This window comes from Photorhabdus aballayi (assembly GCF_026153155.1).
Classification (GTDB): domain Bacteria; phylum Pseudomonadota; class Gammaproteobacteria; order Enterobacterales; family Enterobacteriaceae; genus Photorhabdus; species Photorhabdus luminescens.
Window position 1 is genome coordinate 42106 of record NZ_JAPFCD010000031.1, and the last position, 17736, is coordinate 59841.

General features: G+C 40.6%; 18 protein-coding genes and 1 pseudogene. 12 read left to right on the forward strand and 7 right to left on the reverse strand.

Translation table 11 applies throughout. The features are described 5' to 3' along the window. Nucleotides 1–54 precede the first annotated feature (54 nt). From lepB to OO184_RS25240, 7 genes and pseudogenes are all read right to left on the reverse strand, one after another. The gene (gene lepB, locus OO184_RS15445) at nt 55–801 is read right to left on the reverse strand and encodes a signal peptidase I (protein ID WP_265379942.1); all 747 of its coding nucleotides are present in this window, start codon (nt 799–801) and stop codon (nt 55–57) included. After that, entirely contained in the window at nt 798–1220 is a 423-nt protein-coding gene (locus tag OO184_RS15450; RefSeq protein WP_265379943.1) for a hypothetical protein, read from the reverse strand. The genes lepB and OO184_RS15450 overlap by 4 nt, the downstream gene beginning before the upstream one ends. A gap of 187 nt (nt 1221–1407) precedes the next feature. Then, nucleotides 1408–1596 (reverse strand): hypothetical protein, encoded by a 189-nt coding sequence (locus tag OO184_RS15455; protein WP_132346976.1) that lies wholly within the window; start codon nt 1594–1596, stop codon nt 1408–1410. Nucleotides 1597–2072: 476 nt separating this feature from the next. Continuing rightward, nucleotides 2073–2963, reverse strand: coding sequence for a hypothetical protein (locus OO184_RS15460; RefSeq protein WP_265379944.1), 891 nt, complete (start codon nt 2961–2963; stop codon nt 2073–2075). A gap of 283 nt (nt 2964–3246) precedes the next feature. Continuing rightward, nucleotides 3247–3549 (reverse strand): N-6 DNA methylase, encoded by a 303-nt coding sequence (locus OO184_RS15465; RefSeq protein ID WP_265379945.1) that lies wholly within the window; start codon nt 3547–3549, stop codon nt 3247–3249. 58 nt (nt 3550–3607) lie between these two features. Next, on the reverse strand, nt 3608–4093 hold the full coding sequence (locus OO184_RS15470) for a hypothetical protein (protein WP_265379946.1): 486 nt from the start codon (nt 4091–4093) through the stop codon (nt 3608–3610). Nucleotides 4094–5418: 1325 nt separating this feature from the next. Further along, nucleotides 5419–6135 (reverse strand): annotated as a pseudogene (locus tag OO184_RS25240) (transposase). Nucleotides 6136–7203: 1068 nt separating this feature from the next. On the opposite strand from OO184_RS25240, the gene OO184_RS15480 reads away from it, so the two are divergent. The 12 genes from OO184_RS15480 (at nt 7204) to OO184_RS15535 (ending at nt 17494) form a co-directional block, all read left to right on the forward strand. Next, complete coding sequence (locus OO184_RS15480; protein ID WP_240042996.1) at nt 7204–7329, forward strand: type VI secretion system contractile sheath small subunit; 126 nt, start codon at nt 7204–7206, stop codon at nt 7327–7329. A gap of 36 nt (nt 7330–7365) precedes the next feature. Next, nucleotides 7366–8637, forward strand: coding sequence for a type VI secretion system baseplate subunit TssK (gene tssK / locus OO184_RS15485; RefSeq protein ID WP_265379947.1), 1272 nt, complete (start codon nt 7366–7368; stop codon nt 8635–8637). Between the two features lie 3 nt (nt 8638–8640). Then, a complete protein-coding gene (gene tssL / locus OO184_RS15490) occupies nt 8641–9297 on the forward strand; it encodes a type VI secretion system protein TssL, short form (protein WP_265379948.1) in 657 nt (218 codons plus the stop codon). Further along, the gene (gene tssD, locus OO184_RS15495) at nt 9294–9746 is read left to right on the forward strand and encodes a type VI secretion system tube protein TssD (RefSeq protein ID WP_265379949.1); all 453 of its coding nucleotides are present in this window, start codon (nt 9294–9296) and stop codon (nt 9744–9746) included. Before tssL ends, tssD begins: the two co-directional genes overlap by 4 nt. Nucleotides 9747–9924: 178 nt before the next feature. Then, entirely contained in the window at nt 9925–12300 is a 2376-nt protein-coding gene (locus OO184_RS15500; RefSeq protein ID WP_265379950.1) for a type VI secretion system Vgr family protein, read from the forward strand. 44 nt (nt 12301–12344) lie between these two features. Beyond that, nucleotides 12345–14453 carry a peptidoglycan DD-metalloendopeptidase family protein gene (locus tag OO184_RS15505; RefSeq protein WP_265379951.1) on the forward strand — a complete coding sequence of 703 codons (2109 nt, stop codon included), beginning with the start codon at nt 12345–12347 and terminating at the stop codon, nt 14451–14453. Between the two features lie 11 nt (nt 14454–14464). Further along, on the forward strand, nt 14465–15064 hold the full coding sequence (locus tag OO184_RS15510) for a hypothetical protein (RefSeq protein ID WP_265379952.1): 600 nt from the start codon (nt 14465–14467) through the stop codon (nt 15062–15064). An 89-nt stretch (nt 15065–15153) separates the two neighbouring features. Next, nucleotides 15154–15720 (forward strand): hypothetical protein, encoded by a 567-nt coding sequence (locus OO184_RS15515; protein WP_265379953.1) that lies wholly within the window; start codon nt 15154–15156, stop codon nt 15718–15720. A 255-nt stretch (nt 15721–15975) separates the two neighbouring features. Further along, nucleotides 15976–16248: a hypothetical protein gene (locus OO184_RS15520; protein WP_265379954.1), complete on the forward strand. Its 273-nt coding sequence runs from the start codon at nt 15976–15978 to the stop codon at nt 16246–16248. After that, nucleotides 16245–16523 carry a hypothetical protein gene (locus OO184_RS15525; protein ID WP_265379955.1) on the forward strand — a complete coding sequence of 93 codons (279 nt, stop codon included), beginning with the start codon at nt 16245–16247 and terminating at the stop codon, nt 16521–16523. The genes OO184_RS15520 and OO184_RS15525 overlap by 4 nt, the downstream gene beginning before the upstream one ends. 11 nt (nt 16524–16534) lie before the next feature. Further along, nucleotides 16535–17230: a hypothetical protein gene (locus OO184_RS15530; RefSeq protein ID WP_265379956.1), complete on the forward strand. Its 696-nt coding sequence runs from the start codon at nt 16535–16537 to the stop codon at nt 17228–17230. A gap of 81 nt (nt 17231–17311) precedes the next feature. Next, nucleotides 17312–17494 (forward strand): hypothetical protein, encoded by a 183-nt coding sequence (locus OO184_RS15535; protein WP_265379957.1) that lies wholly within the window; start codon nt 17312–17314, stop codon nt 17492–17494. The last annotated feature ends 242 nt before the right edge of the window (nt 17495–17736 follow it).

Consider the following 17736-nt stretch of genomic DNA (forward strand, 5'->3'; position numbering starts at 1 on the left):
ACCGCCTGTTTGTATTTCGTGATAGCTTCAGAATTCTGGGTTCGGTAGAAAATATCAATGATCATTACTTATTACCTCATCTACATTTTTTCGAACCACCTGCATTGCACCGTCCATTGTGTCGTAATGTGAAAAAGGTAGGAAATTGAAGAGACTGGTGATGAAACGAGCTTCAATTCGTTCATAAGGTACTAGTCCTCGCAGATGTTTCGGGGTGCCTTGTGGGTTTTCCCAATATCGGGAGTCCCACGAATGATCCCGGTTATCCCCGGCCATGAAGTAATAGTCTTTCGGTATTTGCCATAAACCTTTAGTCGGTACATAAGTAGTCTTGTTGTCAATAACGAAGTGATAGGGGGTGTTTGACCGATCACTGGTAGCTGAATAGATAGAATACTGCCAGACTGTTTTGACCAATGTACCGAGCGGTTTCCCATTCACTCTATAGGTTTTATTTTTGTCAAACTCGATCACATCACCGGGAATCCCAATGACGCGTTTGATGTACAGTGTACGGGGGGCAACTGGTGCTTTAAATACAACAATGTCGCCCCGCTGTATTTTTCCATCGTCCAACAAACCATTAAAACGTACCCCAGAGACATAATCCCCGGGGTGAAGCGTAGGCTCCATTGAAGCAGTAGGAACTCTATAAATCGCACCGAACCAGCGGTTGCTCACCAGTAAACATACACAGAGGGATAGTGAAAGTGTTAACCACGGCTGGGGTTTTCTGCGTTTAAAGCCATCACGTATAAGCAGAATTACCAGAAAGACTAACAGTACTGGAATACCTGTCATTGGGCTTTTCCCTGTTTGAGTTTACGCGCATATTGACTCAGACAATCAGCCAGTTTCATATAGACATATAGTGCATAGAACTGATAAGCAGTACCGAACGGGGTCTTTACGGGAAGGGGATAGGCGTGTAGTTCACCTTGCTGGTTGATCATGAGTGTGAGGTAGATGAACGGAGAATCGCGAAGGATTCTCACGCTTTCGACTTTATGCTGTCTGACGGGTAAGAAGTAATTACGATAACCGATCACAGCAAATACAAGCATGCTTGCTACGAAAATACATACTGGTACATACCAGTTATTTAAACCACCGATTGTACTCCATATAGCCAGAGTTGTGACTGCATCAATGCAGAGGACAAGAGCCCTGTTATGGCGTAAACGTCCAGCAAGAATCATGGTCAATATAAATCGAAACATAAGCCCCCCCACTCACAGAAATGAGCTCATCATACTCAAAGGTATTTTTCTCTATGCTTTTTTCAACGACAAAATGCGAGCAAAAAAATAAGCTCAATATATATTCTAGGGCTTATTGTTACTGGTGATGTCTAGCCGTTCTTTCTTCATTTTGTTGCCGGGATATCATAAGTGAAGGTTACTTGTACTAATTTTCTTTGTTCTCTTCATTACTGAATGTTTCGTCTGACTGCCGAGACATGATTGGTGGTGGTTCTTTATACTGACTTCCTTTGCTATCTTCATTATTGAAAAAGTTCTTCCATACATAATGCGTAACAAATGCCAGCACGCCAGCCACGATAAGGACGAGATCGAGTTTATCGAACTCAAACATATAGGAATCTCCGGTTGGTTTTAAGGATAAACTTATCTGAAGTATAGTGATGCAAATTGGGCCGACAGAGTAGAAAAGGGGACAAAATAGGGGGTAAAAAAGGCGGATATATGGCAGTATCACGTAATGTTAAGGTATGACCTCATGGTTGCACTTTGAACGGCTTACTTATAGTGAGCTCAGATGGATGATTGACAAGGTGTTGGTTTTCATTGATCTAATAGTAAGTGACCCGAATATATGGACACCAACTTGAATTAAGTCGGTGTCCATATATTCGGGTTAATTAGCAGACCAGTTCGTGTTTTTTAATACCAAAATATAATCTTTTTCTTTTTGACCTTTCTCCAATCACTTGCCAATTTCAGTGTACTATTTTTTCACCGATTCAGTAATTGCCTAACATCAGAAGGACTATATGACAGGGCAAAAATAACCACCCCTGAAAATTAAAACAATTTTCATAAATTTCCTCCTTAGAAGTCAGAGTGTTCAAGTTTTAACGATGCTTCCGAATCTTTAATTTGCCGTAATGTATTCTCCAATGAATCAGCTAGATGTTCTACATTTTCAAGTGTTTTTAGAATTGAATCTCTTGTTACGTCAATACGCTCACCGTCCTTAGTGTGACCAGCTCGATGTGCGCAGTCATGTCGTTTTTTTATGTCCAAAAACAGCCATTGAATATTACCGAACTCGTGACCTAAAACACTTTTGTACATTAACCGGACTTTTGACATGTCGTGAAAAATAATGTTTTTCAAATAATCAGCTACTATTATCTTTAAATTTGATTGTGTTTCGAATAGTTTTTTTAGAGAAATAGTTTGCTTTGATAGTTCTGGGTCTGACTCTATTAGCTTTCTACTTAGACTATCAGAATTTGTTACCTTATTTATGAACGTACCAGCAAGGTACCCTTCAACGGAAGATATTATGTGACCATGAAGCATAACGAGTAGGTTAAATTTTGCATCTTGAGGAACATCAACATTTAATATGGAACGAACACTACTTAAATTGTTTTGTAGGATAGAAAAATGTGTCTGACTATCTACATACCAGAGTAAATCGTCTTCGTCGTAAGGCGTCGTACATGTGACTTCCTTTCCTCCGTTGTCTGTTGTGGCTGTTGCTTGATAGAAATCGTTGATGATGTTTATTGTGTGTATTCTTTCGCAATATGGGCATGTAACCTCTTCTTCTGATTCAACTTGACTATATCTCAGTTTTTCGGCGGAGAAATCAGGGTATGGAACACGTATTTGTTCTTCTATAATTTCCCCACAATTGCAATTAAAATAAATATCCATCACCAAACTCATATCAAGCCTCATTGAAAAATTTAAATACAGATGGGTTTTCATTAATCAACCAAATTTTTACATTATAATATTTCTATTTATTTTAATTTTTTATACCTCAAGTTATTGTTGGTAAATAAATAATCTTACATGAAAAATATATTTATGGTTACTATTTTTTGTAAATATTACATCTAATACTACTAGAATGACTGAAAGCATAATAAAGAATTAATATATTTTCAACTGTCTTTTATATTATAGTGTTTCTGACGATCAATATATCCCAAGATATTGTGAAAATATGAATCGAGGAAGAAGATTTATACACTGGTTGATTTTCTGCTTAGAGAGCAAGCTGATAATTATGATTTCTCTGGTATATATGAATATTAAGGTTGTGGCAACATCCTGCTGCTTTTTTTGCTTGGGTATTAAAAAGCTTAAAATATGATAGTTTGATATTTTTGTCACAGTTATTGTTACTAAGTGCTTGAACAAAAGATTCATCACCGCAGCTTGGCTCTAATACAGATTTAGGATTTTTGCTCAAAACCCAATTCGTAACATAGTCAGCTAGATTTTGTGGTGTGTAGTAGACACCTCTTAGCTTTTGGGTGGTTTGATCTGCTTTAAACTTTATTATCATCTACCTTATATACGTAGGTTATTCTCTGATTCTTCCAGCCTCAGGCAGCAGTTGCCTATTAGCATCGTTGGCCTAGGTAAAAGAATGTGAGATTGTATTGAGTATAAAATGCTGTTAGTACATGAAAAGGTATTTGTTGCGGTTGTGCTGGTGGAATTGAGCTGTTTTCTATGTTCCGGTTTGTGGCAAGCTGGCTCAATACCGTGTTTTTACAGTTTAGGTCAGCAATAGACTCATTATTTGATGTCACCGGAGCGGTTAGCTGTTCTGCAACTACCTCCGCGTTGGTAATGATATCATTGATTTCATACCCGACTTGCCTCCAATCAATGGTTAACGGTGAAAATTTATGGTTCTGCCAGTCGTGTTGGATAAAGGGAAGGACATAGTAAAAACATATTTTGCCAAAATAACGAGGGTGTACTGTCTGGCGTAACCATGTTTCAGAATCATCTAATTCTTCAGTGCTTCCGATCCGAGCTACCCTGATGTCTAATAAATGCTGAATAATGGAGGCAACGTTTCGCAACACTCTCTGGGTCAACTGTGCCGTTCGCCAAAATGGGCAGCAGCAAGGCGGTATCTTTGACGCCCACAGCTTTTGTTTGGTTTAGGGGATAGGCAGGTCTACGCGACTACGATTGTGGTTCTTCATTGCCCGTAACAAAAGTTACCGGCTGACGTTCGGTCCACCAGTCGGGTGAGTACAGGATGTTGTTGCCTTTTCTGAATCCGCAAAACCCGGCCCATTCTCGGCATTGGTTTATGGGGCAATGACTGACTTTTAACAATACAGCTGAGATTGATGTAGCGACTAGGGTAAAGAGTCACTTGGACAAATTCGATATGTCTTCGCAAACAAGGTAATATAAATCCAGAGCGATACATTTTCTCTTTCTCTGAATTTCATCCTCACTTTTACTCAGAACCGCTGATAAAGCGAAATAGGAATAATTATAAGGCTTTTTATCAGCTTAAATTCATCGGTAGATAATTGTGTAGAAAGTTATTTCTTCGTATTTATACTTTTCATTAGTCCAAATCGGCATAATTTTATCCCTTGTACAATAGGTATCGAAATAAGAAAGGACCGTATTTTGTCCACATTTTCTGTGGATAAGGTAGTAGATAAAAATGTGGATATACAGATCATTTAGTCAATGTGCCATTAAAGGAAGGTGGTATTTATTTGATGGACAAAAAACAACCAAAAAGGTGTAAGGACACGAATCAATCGAAAGAAGCAATTCGAATAGTAAGAAAGGGTGGCTCTATTACAGACCACCCTTCCGCGCTGGATCCCCACCCAGACTACAATAATTTAGGTGAATCAGTATAAATCATACATGTTATTATTTCTATAATAAAGAATTTTTTACATAATTACAGTAGGTTGCGAGTTACTCAAAGAAAGTCTAAGATATTTCCGGCAGTTATAAGTAGCATATATATTCAATCGAAGTTACATATGTGCTCGAAAAATAACCTTCTAATAATAAAGAGATAATCAAGTAATTTTCTTCGTCACCAGGCTTCTTTCTCATAGAATGGATATGGATATAACGAAACCAATCACCATAACTGGAGATTTTTTCTCATGGTAGCATCCATTTTTAACTATTAACTTGGGTGCATATTGCTGGAATCTGGAACCATATAATTACGCGAAACAGATTAGACTTTTGACAATTAGTAAAGAGATTTTCATGCTGATAAGATACAAATTAACTATTGCGTGGCCACGGATTTATTCAGATGATTCCTTACTTCTATACAATACCCTGAAATTACAGTTGTTAGGTCATCTCAATCATTATCGTGTGTGCATATAAATTCCTGGAAAGTTCTAAATAAGTGCGCTTAATATCGCTATACTGTTGCCAGTCCATGTTTTGCCCCGGCAACTGCTATAAACTGACGGACGTTCTGTAGTTACCGCCAGAGATATCTTTGTTGATGATTGCGAGTCAGTGTTTCATGCGGAGCTAACTACAGTAACTCGATTTCAATTTTATTCACCTACGGAGAATAAATTGGCTGGTAAAGCAATGTGAACTTCGGTTTTTTGCCAGCCATAACTGGACCTGACAGCTTTTGTGAATAATAAAATTATCGACTTCCGGCATGTAAAGGCACCATTTAGGGAGTGTTTTTCATTCCTACTCGGCTTGGCTATCCGTTTCTGTTAGCCCTTTTATCTACCAGTCAGCCCCGATTTTGGGGCAAGTGCAGTGTCAGAACCGCTCTCTGCCAGGCCAATCTGACAGCCATTTTCACAAGGTTGCCGGATGAAGCGTGAGCCAGAATAGATGATTAATTATGAGGGTCATGAAGCGGGAATGTAGCCATCCGTAATCACGGGGAGAACGCTCAACGAGATGGAGAGATTTCCTTCATGGGTAACAAACGCTTATGCTCGGCAAGCCGACTTCTTAGCCTGTCAATCCCGTCTAGGGTAAACTGGTGGCAACATCTGACAGAAGATCGGGCGGCCAGATGTCGGGTGTGGTTTTTATCCTGAGTTTTCTGAATAAGTTTTTGCATCATTCGTTGTTCATCACGGGGTATAGGCGCTATGGTTGGCATCATTCAGTCTGGTTGGGTAGATTTTTTCTTTTTGGCGATTGAGCAGATGGCTAAAACTGGATTGAGTTCCCTCAACTGATCTACTATTTGGCGTAGCTATTTAGATCTTTGAAAAGTTGGGAGGAGAGGGAATGCCCTCTGTGTTATTCCACTTCAACTTGCATGATAGGCTTGGACTTAATCATCAACACTATAATCTGATTTACCGATTAAAATACACTTAGCACAGCTCAACAGCTAAATCTGAATACCCTTTTTCAATAACTTTAATGTCATCAAACGAAGCTAAAAAAGAGATCCCTATTTCGTCTCACAAGATAGGAATTTTTATCTTCATACTTATCACTATTATCACAGAAAAACTATCATTAAGAAGGTTGAGTATTATCTCATGATATAGTGGATATGACTGCGATTAACTGAATTTATTCTCATTCTCATAATATGACTGATAATTATTATCTTTTTTACCAATACACCTAAGCGCTGTTTATTTATTATTTAGCTAATTGAAAAATAGTATAAATTAAAAAAAGATAACAGGGCTACATCATACTAAATTACCCTAATTATAGCAGGGAAGATAAGTCGCTATCATTTTATAAAAACTATCGCAATCTTTTTTATAAAAAACGTTAATTCGTTTAGATTAGGTTTATATATTATGTTTTTTTTATGTTATAGGACGGTTTTTACATCTGAATTGTCTTGTGCAAAAAGTGCTATAGAACAAAAAATGTCTTGATTTTGTATAAGTCTGTTTAGAAAATCACCTTGATTGGGAAATGAGCTGTCCAGTGAATGCATTTATTTATTGAGACGGTGCTTGTCGGTATTCTCTTATTTACTGCTCGGTTAACTGCCTGCTCTGAAATATCTGAATCCATTTTTTGTTCCTGAAATTTATATGGTATGGCTTTCATACCTTGGATCGTTTTCTATTGTTGAGGAACTGATTGTGGCCCAGAGTTTTCAAAATAAGATCACCAAATATCGGGTGAATATTAAATTGGATTTGCATACTGTTGGCAGACAGAAAAAGTTGAGCTTCCTTTGAAGTTATTGATGATGAGAAATTACAGTCATAGCCAAGATAATCGTCTACTGACAGAGTGCGAAAAGGTTTCTATTCACAAAAACAATTTTGACAATGTGATGGATGAATTCAACCACGCAGTTAATCTAACGATTTAAAAGACCTTGGCTGAAAACTAAGGAGTAATAGGTAACATGAAAATTGATCGTTCACTATGGGGGACGGGGACCATCTTGTCTTCCCAACAGTTTCAGCTACAGGCCCGTTGGGAAGCCTATACTAATGAATGTATTGCCCCTTTGGGACTAGCGCATCTTTGGGGGGTACTAACAGCGGTCTTTGATAAAGATACTTTGGCCCTGGGACAATTGAAAGCCAATCACTTGTGTGTTCGTTTTGCCGATGGATTGCTAATTGACGCTGATCGGGAGGAGCGATTACCGCCAGTGCTGGAATTGGCTACCGTTTTGCCAGCAGACGCACAACAGGCCACGGTCTTGCTGGCATTGCCGCACACTTACGCTAATGCCAGTAACTGTCTTAATCAGAATAAATTCAGCGATTGCAGTGAGTCTATGGCAGTTGCTCGTTATGCGGTATCGCTGCGTTTTGACAGCATGGAAAACGGGCAGTATCTCACCTGTCCCGTTGCTCGTTTGTTGCGTGATGATCAGGGGAACTGGGCCTTCGACGAGCAGTTTGTGCCGCCATTACTGCGGCTGAGGGCGAATGCGGGACTGATAGAGCGGCTCAATCGGTTGCTGACGCAGTTGCGGGCCAAACAGGCTAGGTTGATGAGGATGCGCCGTGAGAGTGAGGATATTTCTCTGTTCTGGTTGTTAAATGTGTTGAACAGTTATGAGCCGGTATTCCGTAATTTTTTGATGCACACAGATGTACACCCAGAGTTGTTTTACCGTGAAGCGATCAAGCTGGCGGGCAGTCTGCTGACTTTTTCACTGGACCATGACGCTGGAGAGATTCCTCTTTATCAACACGATAATTTAACGGCGGTTTTTCCGCCGCTGTTTGATTTGCTGAGTGAGTTACTAGAAATCAGCTTGCCGTCACAAATAGTGGCAATTGAATTGAAGAAATCAGCACAACAACAGAAGTGGACAGGGGTATTCCATGATGCCCGCTTGTGTGATGCGGCGGATTTTTATCTTTCTGTTCATTCTTCCATACCGGCGCATCAGTTGCAGATTCAGTTTCCGTTGTTGTGTAAAGCTGGAGCTGCAAATGAAATTAATAAAATGATTAGCCAGGTGCTGACTGGCATCCCTTTGGTGGCTTTGAGCCATGTTCCGGTCGCACGCTCATTGCGGCTGGAGAACCAATATTTTGCTCTTGACTTGGCCCATCCGGCGGCTAAGTCCATGCTGGCGACGGGAACCTGTGCCTTCTACGTACCCGGTGTACTGGGCGATATTCAACTTGAACTATTTGCGGTATTGAGGGCATAGAGCATGAATCAATCACACTTATTAACTGAAAAATCTACATTGGATATCGATGCTCTATTGCAGGACAGCTATCTGTTGGTAATAGAACTGTGTCGAGGCGTGAGGGTGGTGAAGCAGTGGAAGATGGTATGGCAACGCTGTACCGCTGAGATAGAGCGGACTCAACAGGTACTGCGTGACGCGGGTGTCGATGAATCTGCGATTAACCATATCAGCTACGCTCAGTGTGCCTTGTTGGATGAAATCATACTGGAATGGGCACCGGACGAAGGTTATGCAGCATGGCAGACAACATCACTGCAAGGGCATTTTTTTGATACCGCTGAGGCAGGTGACAAGTTGTATGAGCGGATACGTGCGGTTTTGGATGAATCGACTCCCGATCAGGCGGTCTTGATCTGTTTTCACCGGGTGTTGCTACTGGGATTCCAGGGGGCATGCCAGAAGGATATACGTGAACAACTAATCATCCGTTTAAGTCAACAGATTGTTCATTTAGTCGATGCTCAGTCATCATCTGTGTTAGTCATGTCAAGACTTGGTAGCCCCTGGCTGCGCTCCACTGGAGTTCGGCTGAGTATGATGATAGTAGGATTGTCTGGCGTCTGGTGGGGGCTGGGCCAGTATCTGTCAACGTTGTTTTTGGGGTTAGGGCGGTGAGTGCATGCTGCAATAAGGGTTTTGTAGATATACAGGGTAGGGAAGGCAGTATTGAAATTGTAGTGCAGGAACATGCGTTGTACATCCAGACAGACAACAATATTGGCCTGATGGGGACCCATGTGCATGCCCCATTGGTATTCACCAAAGAGGTGGATGCATCACCCTATTTGTATAAAGTGGTCACCATCGGCCAGACACTGAAATCCGCTGAAATCAAATGGTACAGCATTGATGACGCAGGTCAGGAGAAGGAGTACTTCATCACCCAACTGGACAACGTGAAGGTGGTGAGAGTGGCACCGCTGATGTATGACATCAAAGACCCTGCCAAAGAAAAGCACAACCATCTGGAACGCATTGAGTTGCGTTACGAAAAAATCACCTGGACCTACAAAAACGGCAACATTATTCACGCAGATGCGTGGAATGAGCGCACGACGGCGTAACGAGCATGGCAGACGGTTTAATCCGTCTGCTGCTTTTTCATTTTTTGCGTGATAGCGGGGGCGGGAGGCCCCGCTGTAAAAAAAATACGAATCTAGATAAATCATAACCTTATGGGCCTCGGTATACGGCTATGGGCGGTAGCGTACCCGCACGACTGAGGAATAATCGGAAGAAAATATGACAAATTCAACCCCGATGATCATCTTTGATCACAGCCGCTACAAAATAAAAGTGCGGGGCAATAAAGCGCCGCTGGATGTGCTGGCCTTTACCGGGCAGGAAGCCTTAAGCCAGCCGTTTCGCTACGCCATTGAATTCACCAGTGCGGAGAAAGGGATTGAACCGGCCCAGATGCTGATGCAGCACGCCGCATTTACCCTGACCTCGCCTGCGATCAATCCGGGGATACGGTGGATGCCGATTGTGCCCCCGGCACCGCTGCGCTCAGTTTACGGGGTGATCAGCGGCTTTAAACTGCTCTCCACTTCGCGGGACGAAAGCCGTTATGAAGTGACGCTGGAGCCCCGGCTGGCGCTGCTGGCGAGAAGCCATCAATACGCTATTTACCAAAAACTGTCGGTGCCGGAGATTGTGGAGAAAATCCTGCGGGAACGGCATGGTTTTCGCGGGCAGGACTTCCTGTTCAGTCTGGCCTACGACTACCCGAGACGGGAACAGGTGATGCAGTATGGCGAAGATGACCTGCGTTTTATACAACGCCTGCTGGCGGAAGTAGGGATCTGGTACAAAGTGACGGCGGATGACCGGTTAAAGATCGACGTGGTGGAGTTTTACGACGACCAGCGTGACTACCAGTTCAACGTCTACCTGCCAGCCCGCAATCCGTCAGGCATGCACGGCGAAGAGGACGCGGTGGTCTGGGGAATGGAGACCGCGTATCAGGTGGTGGAAGGAAAAATTACGACCCGGAATTATGACTACCACGATGCCCGGCCGTATCCCGGCCTGAACACCGGGGCGGATGTGGCGCGGGACGACCGAACGACCTATGGCGAAGCGTACCATTACCGCGATGACTACCGGATACCCGGCGATCGTTACGCCTATCAACCGGAGACGGAAAGTGGGGTGTTTTATGCCCGCCTGCATCACGAGCGTTACCTGAATCAACGCATCCGCCTGCGGGGGATGACCACCTCCGCCACGCTGGTGCCGGGGCAGGAGTTGAAAGTGAAGGGTGACGCCCCGGAAGCGTTTCGCAAAGGGGCGATAATCACCCAGATCACCAACAGCGCCCGCCGGGACAGCAGTTTTGAAATGGCGTTCACCGCCATTCCCTATTCCGAAACCGTGTGCTTTCGCCCGGAACGGGTACCGAAACCGGTGATGGCCGGCACGATACCCGCGCGCGTGAGCAGCACGAAAGTGAATGATACCTATGGCGATATCGACGAAAACGGCTTGTATCGGGTGTCATTTGACTTTGACCGGGAGAAATGGCCGCAAGGGGGCGAAAGCCTGTGGGTGCGTTTGGCCCGCCCGTATGCGGGGGAAAAATATGGCTTTCACTGGCCGTTGCTGGAAGGCACCGAAGTGGCGATTGCCTTTGAAGGGGGCGATCCGGACCGGCCCTATATCGCTCACGCGTTGCACGATTCAATGCACCCGGATCACGTCAATCTCTACAACTATAAACGCAACGTCCTGCGCACCCCGGCGAATAACAAACTGCGGATGGATGACGAGCGTGGTCGGGAACATATCAAACTGAGTACCGAATACGGCGGTAAAAGCCAGTTGAATCTCGGTCATCTGGTCGATAGCCAGCGCCCACACCCGGATAAACGGGGAGAAGGTTTTGAGTTGCGAACCGACGACTGGGGCGCGATTCGGGCCGGCAAAGGGTTGTTTATCAGTGCGGATAAACAGGCCCGTGCGGGTGGTGAGGTGCTAGCAATGGAGGCGGCACTTAGCCAGTTGAATGCAGCGAGCGAACAGATGCAGACGATATCCACGGATGCTCAGACGGCTAATGGATCTGCGGCAGATATCAATGCTCAGTTAGCGCTGTTACGACAGGACATTGAACAACTGAAATCTGCGGTAGTACTGATGAGTGCCCCGCAAGGGATATCGCTGACCAGTGGTAAACACCTGCAACTGGCAGCGACGGAGAACTTGATAGCCAATGCGGGTAAACATGCGGATATCGGCGTTGTGAAGAACTTCTTTGTGGGTGTTGGTCAGGCTTTCAGCCTATTTGTACGTAAATTGGGCATCAGGTTAATCGCGAATCAAGGAGCGATTTCTGTTCAAGCTCAAAACGGTCTGATGGAGTTACTGGCCCGTAATGCGATCAATATCACCAGCACTGAAGATGAAATTCATATCACGGCGAAGAAGAAAATCACCATCAACGCGGGTGGCTCTTATATCACTCTTGATCCGTACAAAATTGAGCAGGGGACTTCTGGGGATTACCTGATCAAATGTGTCAGTTTTGACAGAAAAGGAGCTGCCAGCCAGAAAACGGAATCGACCACATTGCCGGTTAAAGCAGAGGATCCGCCAAAACGTTGGCTATTTTCCTGAACGACTTAACAAATTAGCCTAATTTGATGATTAAGGAGTAAAAAATGATTATTAGCCCGCCTATGCTGCGTGATAAATCCAATACTGAAAGTGATTCAGTTTGGGTAGACAGAATGATACTGGTGGATGCCAGGCGTGGTTTCCCGGTTAATGCCTGGCATACCTGGCACGGCGGGGTGCATCTTACGCACAGTGATAGCACCAATCGTCCGGAAAAAATCAGGGCTGTTGCGGATGGGACGGTGCATTTTGTCCGGCAGCCTCAATTCTCTAAACGGGACTTGCCACCATATAACTATAACGGCGGAACGGATTGTGGCTGCGTGGTGTTGAAGCATGAAACGGAAATTGGCAGTGGAGAGAATGGTAAAGTTACGTTTTTCTCACTGTATATGCATCTGAAGACGATAGACAGTACGGTATCTCAGGGAAAAACCGTTTATCGGAAAGATCCGCTCGGCACGGTGGGACAGGTGGACGGGGCCAACGCGATTCACTTCCAGATATTTTGTGATGATACCAATCTGATGAAGCTGGTTGGTCGTACCAAGTCAGAGTTGGATATCACTCAGAATGGCCGTACCGATGTGGTATATGGTGATATGCATTTCTACTTGCCGTCAGGTACAGCTTTCTATGAAAAAGCTCCGAAAAGAGACCCGATGATAACCCGGGAAAAAGCGCAATATACCAGCGTGGAGCCGCTGTTTATCACCATGAATTTTGATAAAGGTCAATGTACGATGACGAGCCGAAGACAGAATCGGAACGGACACTATGAAACAGTAGGGGAAGCCCTGGTTAGTGAAAATTATGAGTACGATTTATATAAAGAGGCTGTCAAACTCTACCCTGACAGCCCGAGTGCCGGTTATGAAATGTTGCGGTTTGGGCGCATTATCAATACGGAGCATGAAACGTTATCTCCTGTGGATGCACCCCACTGGAGAGAGGTGAATTATCCTGGTGGAAAGGGTTGGGTCAATCTGGCGGTGAATGAAGTGAAGAAATTCAGTGATGCGGATTTTCCTCACTGGATGGGATGGCAACTGATTGATGATGACAGCGACAGCAATAGCCAGTGTCACTCCCCGACGTTACTGGCCGCGTTTAACACAGAAACAGAACCCCGGGCGGACCTGAGCTACACAATTTGCCATTTTCCGTTTGAGTGGGACGGTGCGACAGTGGAGTCCCGTTTTAACTGGTTGAAATTACCCAATGATGCGCTGGATGAGCCGATGTCGGAAGAAGACTGGAATAAGTTTATCGCCCATGTTAAGGCGTTATGTATTGATATGGCTGGACTGCCATCTGGTAAGGTGTGGCATTTTGAGCCGAGGAGATTTATTACTCATTTCAGGAAGTGTGGGTGGTTAGGGGAAGGGGATTTAATTAGAGTTATCAGGAAAAGTATTAAAAATAGCAAGACACATAAAGAGGGAGAATTTTTAAGTAAGGAGGATATTATTACTTGTATTTCTCAGAGTAAAAATGATAAAGATAATGTGATTATTCGTCCGGAAAATATAAAAGAAAACTTATCAATAATCATTATAAATTATGGCTTTAATCTTTCACGACTAAGGACAGCCCACTTTTTATCACAAATTTTTTGTGAAACAGGTAGGTTTAAGGAAGTCGTTGAACGCGGAAGAGATAGCTACTTCGATAAATATGAGTCCCAAAAGAATTATGCTGGCAAAGAAATGAATGATCTGGCAAAAACACTTGGAAATAAATTAAAGGGGGATGGAAAGCGGTTTAAAGGAAGAGGAATTATACAAACGACAGGTAGGAAGAATTATGAACTCTATGGAAAATATAAAGGTGATTCTGAAAAATTCTTGATAGATGCAGGAGCTGCTACTCTTGCCAGTAATGCCTATTATGCCTGTGATACGGGCGGATTTTATTGGATACAGAAACAAAGGATGAAAAAACATAATGGGAAAAGAGTCCCCTGGGGAAGTTTAAGTTTGCATTATTGGGCCGATCAGGGAGCTTTATATGATGATGTAAAAGCAGTGACTAAATGTGTGAATGGTGGTGATCATGGGCTGGATGATGTCAGATGGCCTTGCTTCGAACATGCATTATATGCATTAAATGATTCTATCGTAAAACCCAATAATTTTAGGCCTATAGAATGATGGTGAATGATATGAAACTGAATATGTTATTTGCATTGATATTAACTGTACTTTCATTTTCTGCTTATGCAGAAAAGATAGATTACTGTTATACCGTTGAATTTGATAGTGGTGTTTTTAATTTAAATTCGCTAAAAAAAGCCTCTGCTAAAAATGATTGTAGATATAATCTAGTACCTCTTGTTTACAATGGAATAAAGGATTATTTTAATTTGTCTGATGCAGCATCTCCATCAGGTGGGATTGGTTATATAAAATGGAATGGTGAGAGTAAAAAATACAGCTATGATATAGATGAAATAAATAACACATTGAAAGAATCTTATGGCAAAAATAATAAATTTAGCTATGTATTAAATATGAGATATAAGGTGAAAATAAAAACATTTCCTCGTCGTAAAGGTGCAATGGTTATGTCAGATATTATTTTTCTTGATAAGAAAGATAAGCCTTATAGCGTGATGAGAACGTTGTTTTTCTATTCTCAAGATAATTATGCCGCTGAGTATTACCCCGATCCAATAAAATATTCCGATAAAAAAAGAATGGATTTTTTAAATAAAGTAACAGATTTATTTATGACAATGGAGATTAATTGCGATTTTAGCTAATAGATTAAATTGTGTTAAATTATGCTTAGCATATGGTGAGATATTTAATAATCATAGTTAGTAATTCTAAGTCAATAGGAGAGGTGAATATGATACGGTTTATGTTTTTATTACTGTTTTTTTTACTTTGCTTTTCTGTGAATAGAGTGTTTTCAGCGACAGAGGATATATATTTTTGTGTAAGATCAGATAATGATAGTTATTTGTCCAAATATATGTTATTCACTGTATCGAGTGAGGATATATATGACCATTATAGTACTGGATTGGGGCCTTTGCTTATGAGAGGGAGGGCTTATTTTATTGACTCTAAAGGTCATGTTAAAGATTATAATGTTGATTACACTAGTTCTATAGAAGAGGATGATAATGGTAATATTATTTTGTCGAATGATGTTATGAATATATATAAAGGGAATCGTGATGATGTAATAAATGATAACAATTACACTGATTATTTTGTAAATAATACGAGAAAATACTTGGATTTTAAATTTTATATTAGTACAAAAAACAGTACAGATGAGAGTTATGGCTTTTATTTGTATGGTTATGATTTGCTCAAGCATATATACATATATGATGAAAAAAATAGGGCAGAGTGTTTATCAAAATTTCCTGAAAAATATTTAAGAAAAATTAATTTTAATAGTTAATATCGGAAGTCGAATTAATTTTATTTATTTGATGGTTGTTTTTTAGGTGAAAATATAATTGCTGGTTCATATCGCTGGAATAATGGAAGCTATGGTGATATAGATTCCCAAAAGTTTCGTGGCAGAGGCTTTAAGATATTGACAGGTAGAGCTAATTATGTGGCCTATTGGGTTTATCGTGGATGGTTAGCTAAAAGGGATCTTGATAACTATTGGTGGGATGATAAATAATATAAGAAGAAAAATATTAATAAAATGAAAAAACGGCCGGCTATGATAGATGACCATCAAAAGGTGACTGAAAATGAGTATAATTTTATTGATACTGGGGGTTATTTTATCAAAGGGATAAAACCTAATATTGTTAAAGAAATGGATAAGGATAAATGTCATGAAAGTTCTAATGAGAAAGAAAAAGAAGATGAAAATAGGATTATAAAATCCATTACTAAATTAATTAATGGTGGTGATAATGGTTTGAAAGATAGAAATAAAGCAACCGAGAAGGCTAAGGGAATTTTATCATGATTAAAGTAAAGAAAATATTGTTAGTGTTATCGTCATTAGTCTCATTATCTGTTTTAGCTAATGATGAGCATGTGGTAAGTATTGATAGCTTAAAGATTTATCTTGATAAAAATAACTTTTCCACTGTTATTGTTGAAAACGATATATCGGGTAAGTTCAATACATGCAATATTGAAAACTGGAAAAAGGATGATACAAATAATGGTGATGGAATAATAAGGAGTACTACAGATAAAAGAGCAATAATTTTTATTCTTCCAATAGATATCTGTTGATTAATGAGTTAATGCAATGTAAGAATGGGAAGATTAAACTTTATGAAAGTCCTCATCCTGATATTGTTATGTTGCAGGATATAAATTTTGAAAAAAATTTATATCTTTCACTTGGTTTGGTCAATAAAGATAGTTGGGCGGCGATTATAGCTAATTTTGGTAGTGATGAAAATTTGATTGTTGGTCCTGGTTTTTTTGACAAAGACAGTAATAATCTTGAAGAAGGATTTGCTATCTTTGATAAAGGATATGGGAGGATATCACCGGATGGAAAATATGTTTCTCCAAATGGATTATATTGTGAAGATAATTATACAAGTTCTACTCCTGGTGTGTGGGATATAGAAAATAAAAAACGAGTTACATTTCCTTATGAATGGGGAGATTTAGGAAGAATAACTAATTTAGATGAAATTTCTGAAAAGTGTAAGAAACTATTCTATGGTGAAGCCACTCTTGAAGAATTGAGAGGAAAGCTTAATGATGCAATTTATATTCAAAGTAAAGGGCTAAAAGATAAAAATGTTGTTGTAGAAAATATAAATGATTCAAAGATAATTATTCCATTGAAAAAAGGTAGTTATAGTGCTTACGCTAATACACAGATAAATTATATTGATGACCGTGGTTATCTTGCTATATTTCAAAAATTACCATCTAAGCCTAGGGAATTTAAAGGAAAATGTGGTGGAGATGCAGAAACGTAGCTATATATTTATGAATTATTAAATAACAAGGCTAAAGAAATAAATAAAATATTGGTTGGTAGTTGTAATGAGGCGTTCTCAATGAAAAGTTTAAGTAATAATATAGACGATTACTCTTCGTTCTCGTGGAATAAAAGTGGGTTTGTTATCAATTGGCATTTAAAAAAAGATAAAAAAGGAAATCAGGTAAATCATACTAATTATTTTATTAGAAAAGGTCTGTTAACGAAAGAGGATGTTTTTGAAGGCAATGGAATGAAATAATTATGCGAAGCTGCCTGAAAAATATTTATAAATGTGTTTTTTGTTATTTGTATGTTAAGTGTAGTATCATTTGCTAATGATGTTAACTTTAAAGATCTTAAATTTTTAGTAAATGGCCTTATTTATGATTACTATAATTAGAATAAAAATTCTTTAAGGAGTTTAGAGGGTGAAAATGATTCTTTTTTTGGGGAATAATATTCTAATCTGTTAAGGAGATATTGTTTTCTAGAAAAAACATA

Bases quoted from the DNA above. Each gene is read 5' to 3' on its own strand.
- OO184_RS15460 (WP_265379944.1), bottom strand. From the start codon at position 2,963: ATGAAAACCCATCTGTATTTAAATTTTTCAATGAGGCTTGATATGAGT.
- OO184_RS15455 (WP_132346976.1), bottom strand. From the start codon at position 1,596: ATGTTTGAGTTCGATAAACTCGATCTCGTCCTTATCGTGGCTGGCGTG.
- OO184_RS15510 (WP_265379952.1), top strand. From the start codon at position 14,465: ATGAAACTGAATATGTTATTTGCATTGATATTAACTGTACTTTCATTT.
- tssL (WP_265379948.1), top strand. From the start codon at position 8,641: ATGAATCAATCACACTTATTAACTGAAAAATCTACATTGGATATCGAT.
- OO184_RS15505 (WP_265379951.1), top strand. From the start codon at position 12,345: ATGATTATTAGCCCGCCTATGCTGCGTGATAAATCCAATACTGAAAGT.
- OO184_RS15530 (WP_265379956.1), top strand. From the start codon at position 16,535: ATGCAATGTAAGAATGGGAAGATTAAACTTTATGAAAGTCCTCATCCT.
- OO184_RS15500 (WP_265379950.1), top strand. From the start codon at position 9,925: ATGACAAATTCAACCCCGATGATCATCTTTGATCACAGCCGCTACAAA.
- OO184_RS15480 (WP_240042996.1), top strand. From the start codon at position 7,204: ATGAGAAATTACAGTCATAGCCAAGATAATCGTCTACTGACAGAGTGC.
- OO184_RS15450 (WP_265379943.1), bottom strand. From the start codon at position 1,220: ATGTTTCGATTTATATTGACCATGATTCTTGCTGGACGTTTACGCCAT.
- OO184_RS15465 (WP_265379945.1), bottom strand. From the start codon at position 3,549: ATGATAATAAAGTTTAAAGCAGATCAAACCACCCAAAAGCTAAGAGGT.
- lepB (WP_265379942.1), bottom strand. From the start codon at position 801: ATGACAGGTATTCCAGTACTGTTAGTCTTTCTGGTAATTCTGCTTATA.
- OO184_RS15515 (WP_265379953.1), top strand. From the start codon at position 15,154: ATGATACGGTTTATGTTTTTATTACTGTTTTTTTTACTTTGCTTTTCT.
- OO184_RS15535 (WP_265379957.1), top strand. From the start codon at position 17,312: ATGAAAAGTTTAAGTAATAATATAGACGATTACTCTTCGTTCTCGTGG.
- OO184_RS15525 (WP_265379955.1), top strand. From the start codon at position 16,245: ATGATTAAAGTAAAGAAAATATTGTTAGTGTTATCGTCATTAGTCTCA.
- OO184_RS15520 (WP_265379954.1), top strand. From the start codon at position 15,976: ATGAAAAAACGGCCGGCTATGATAGATGACCATCAAAAGGTGACTGAA.
- tssK (WP_265379947.1), top strand. From the start codon at position 7,366: ATGAAAATTGATCGTTCACTATGGGGGACGGGGACCATCTTGTCTTCC.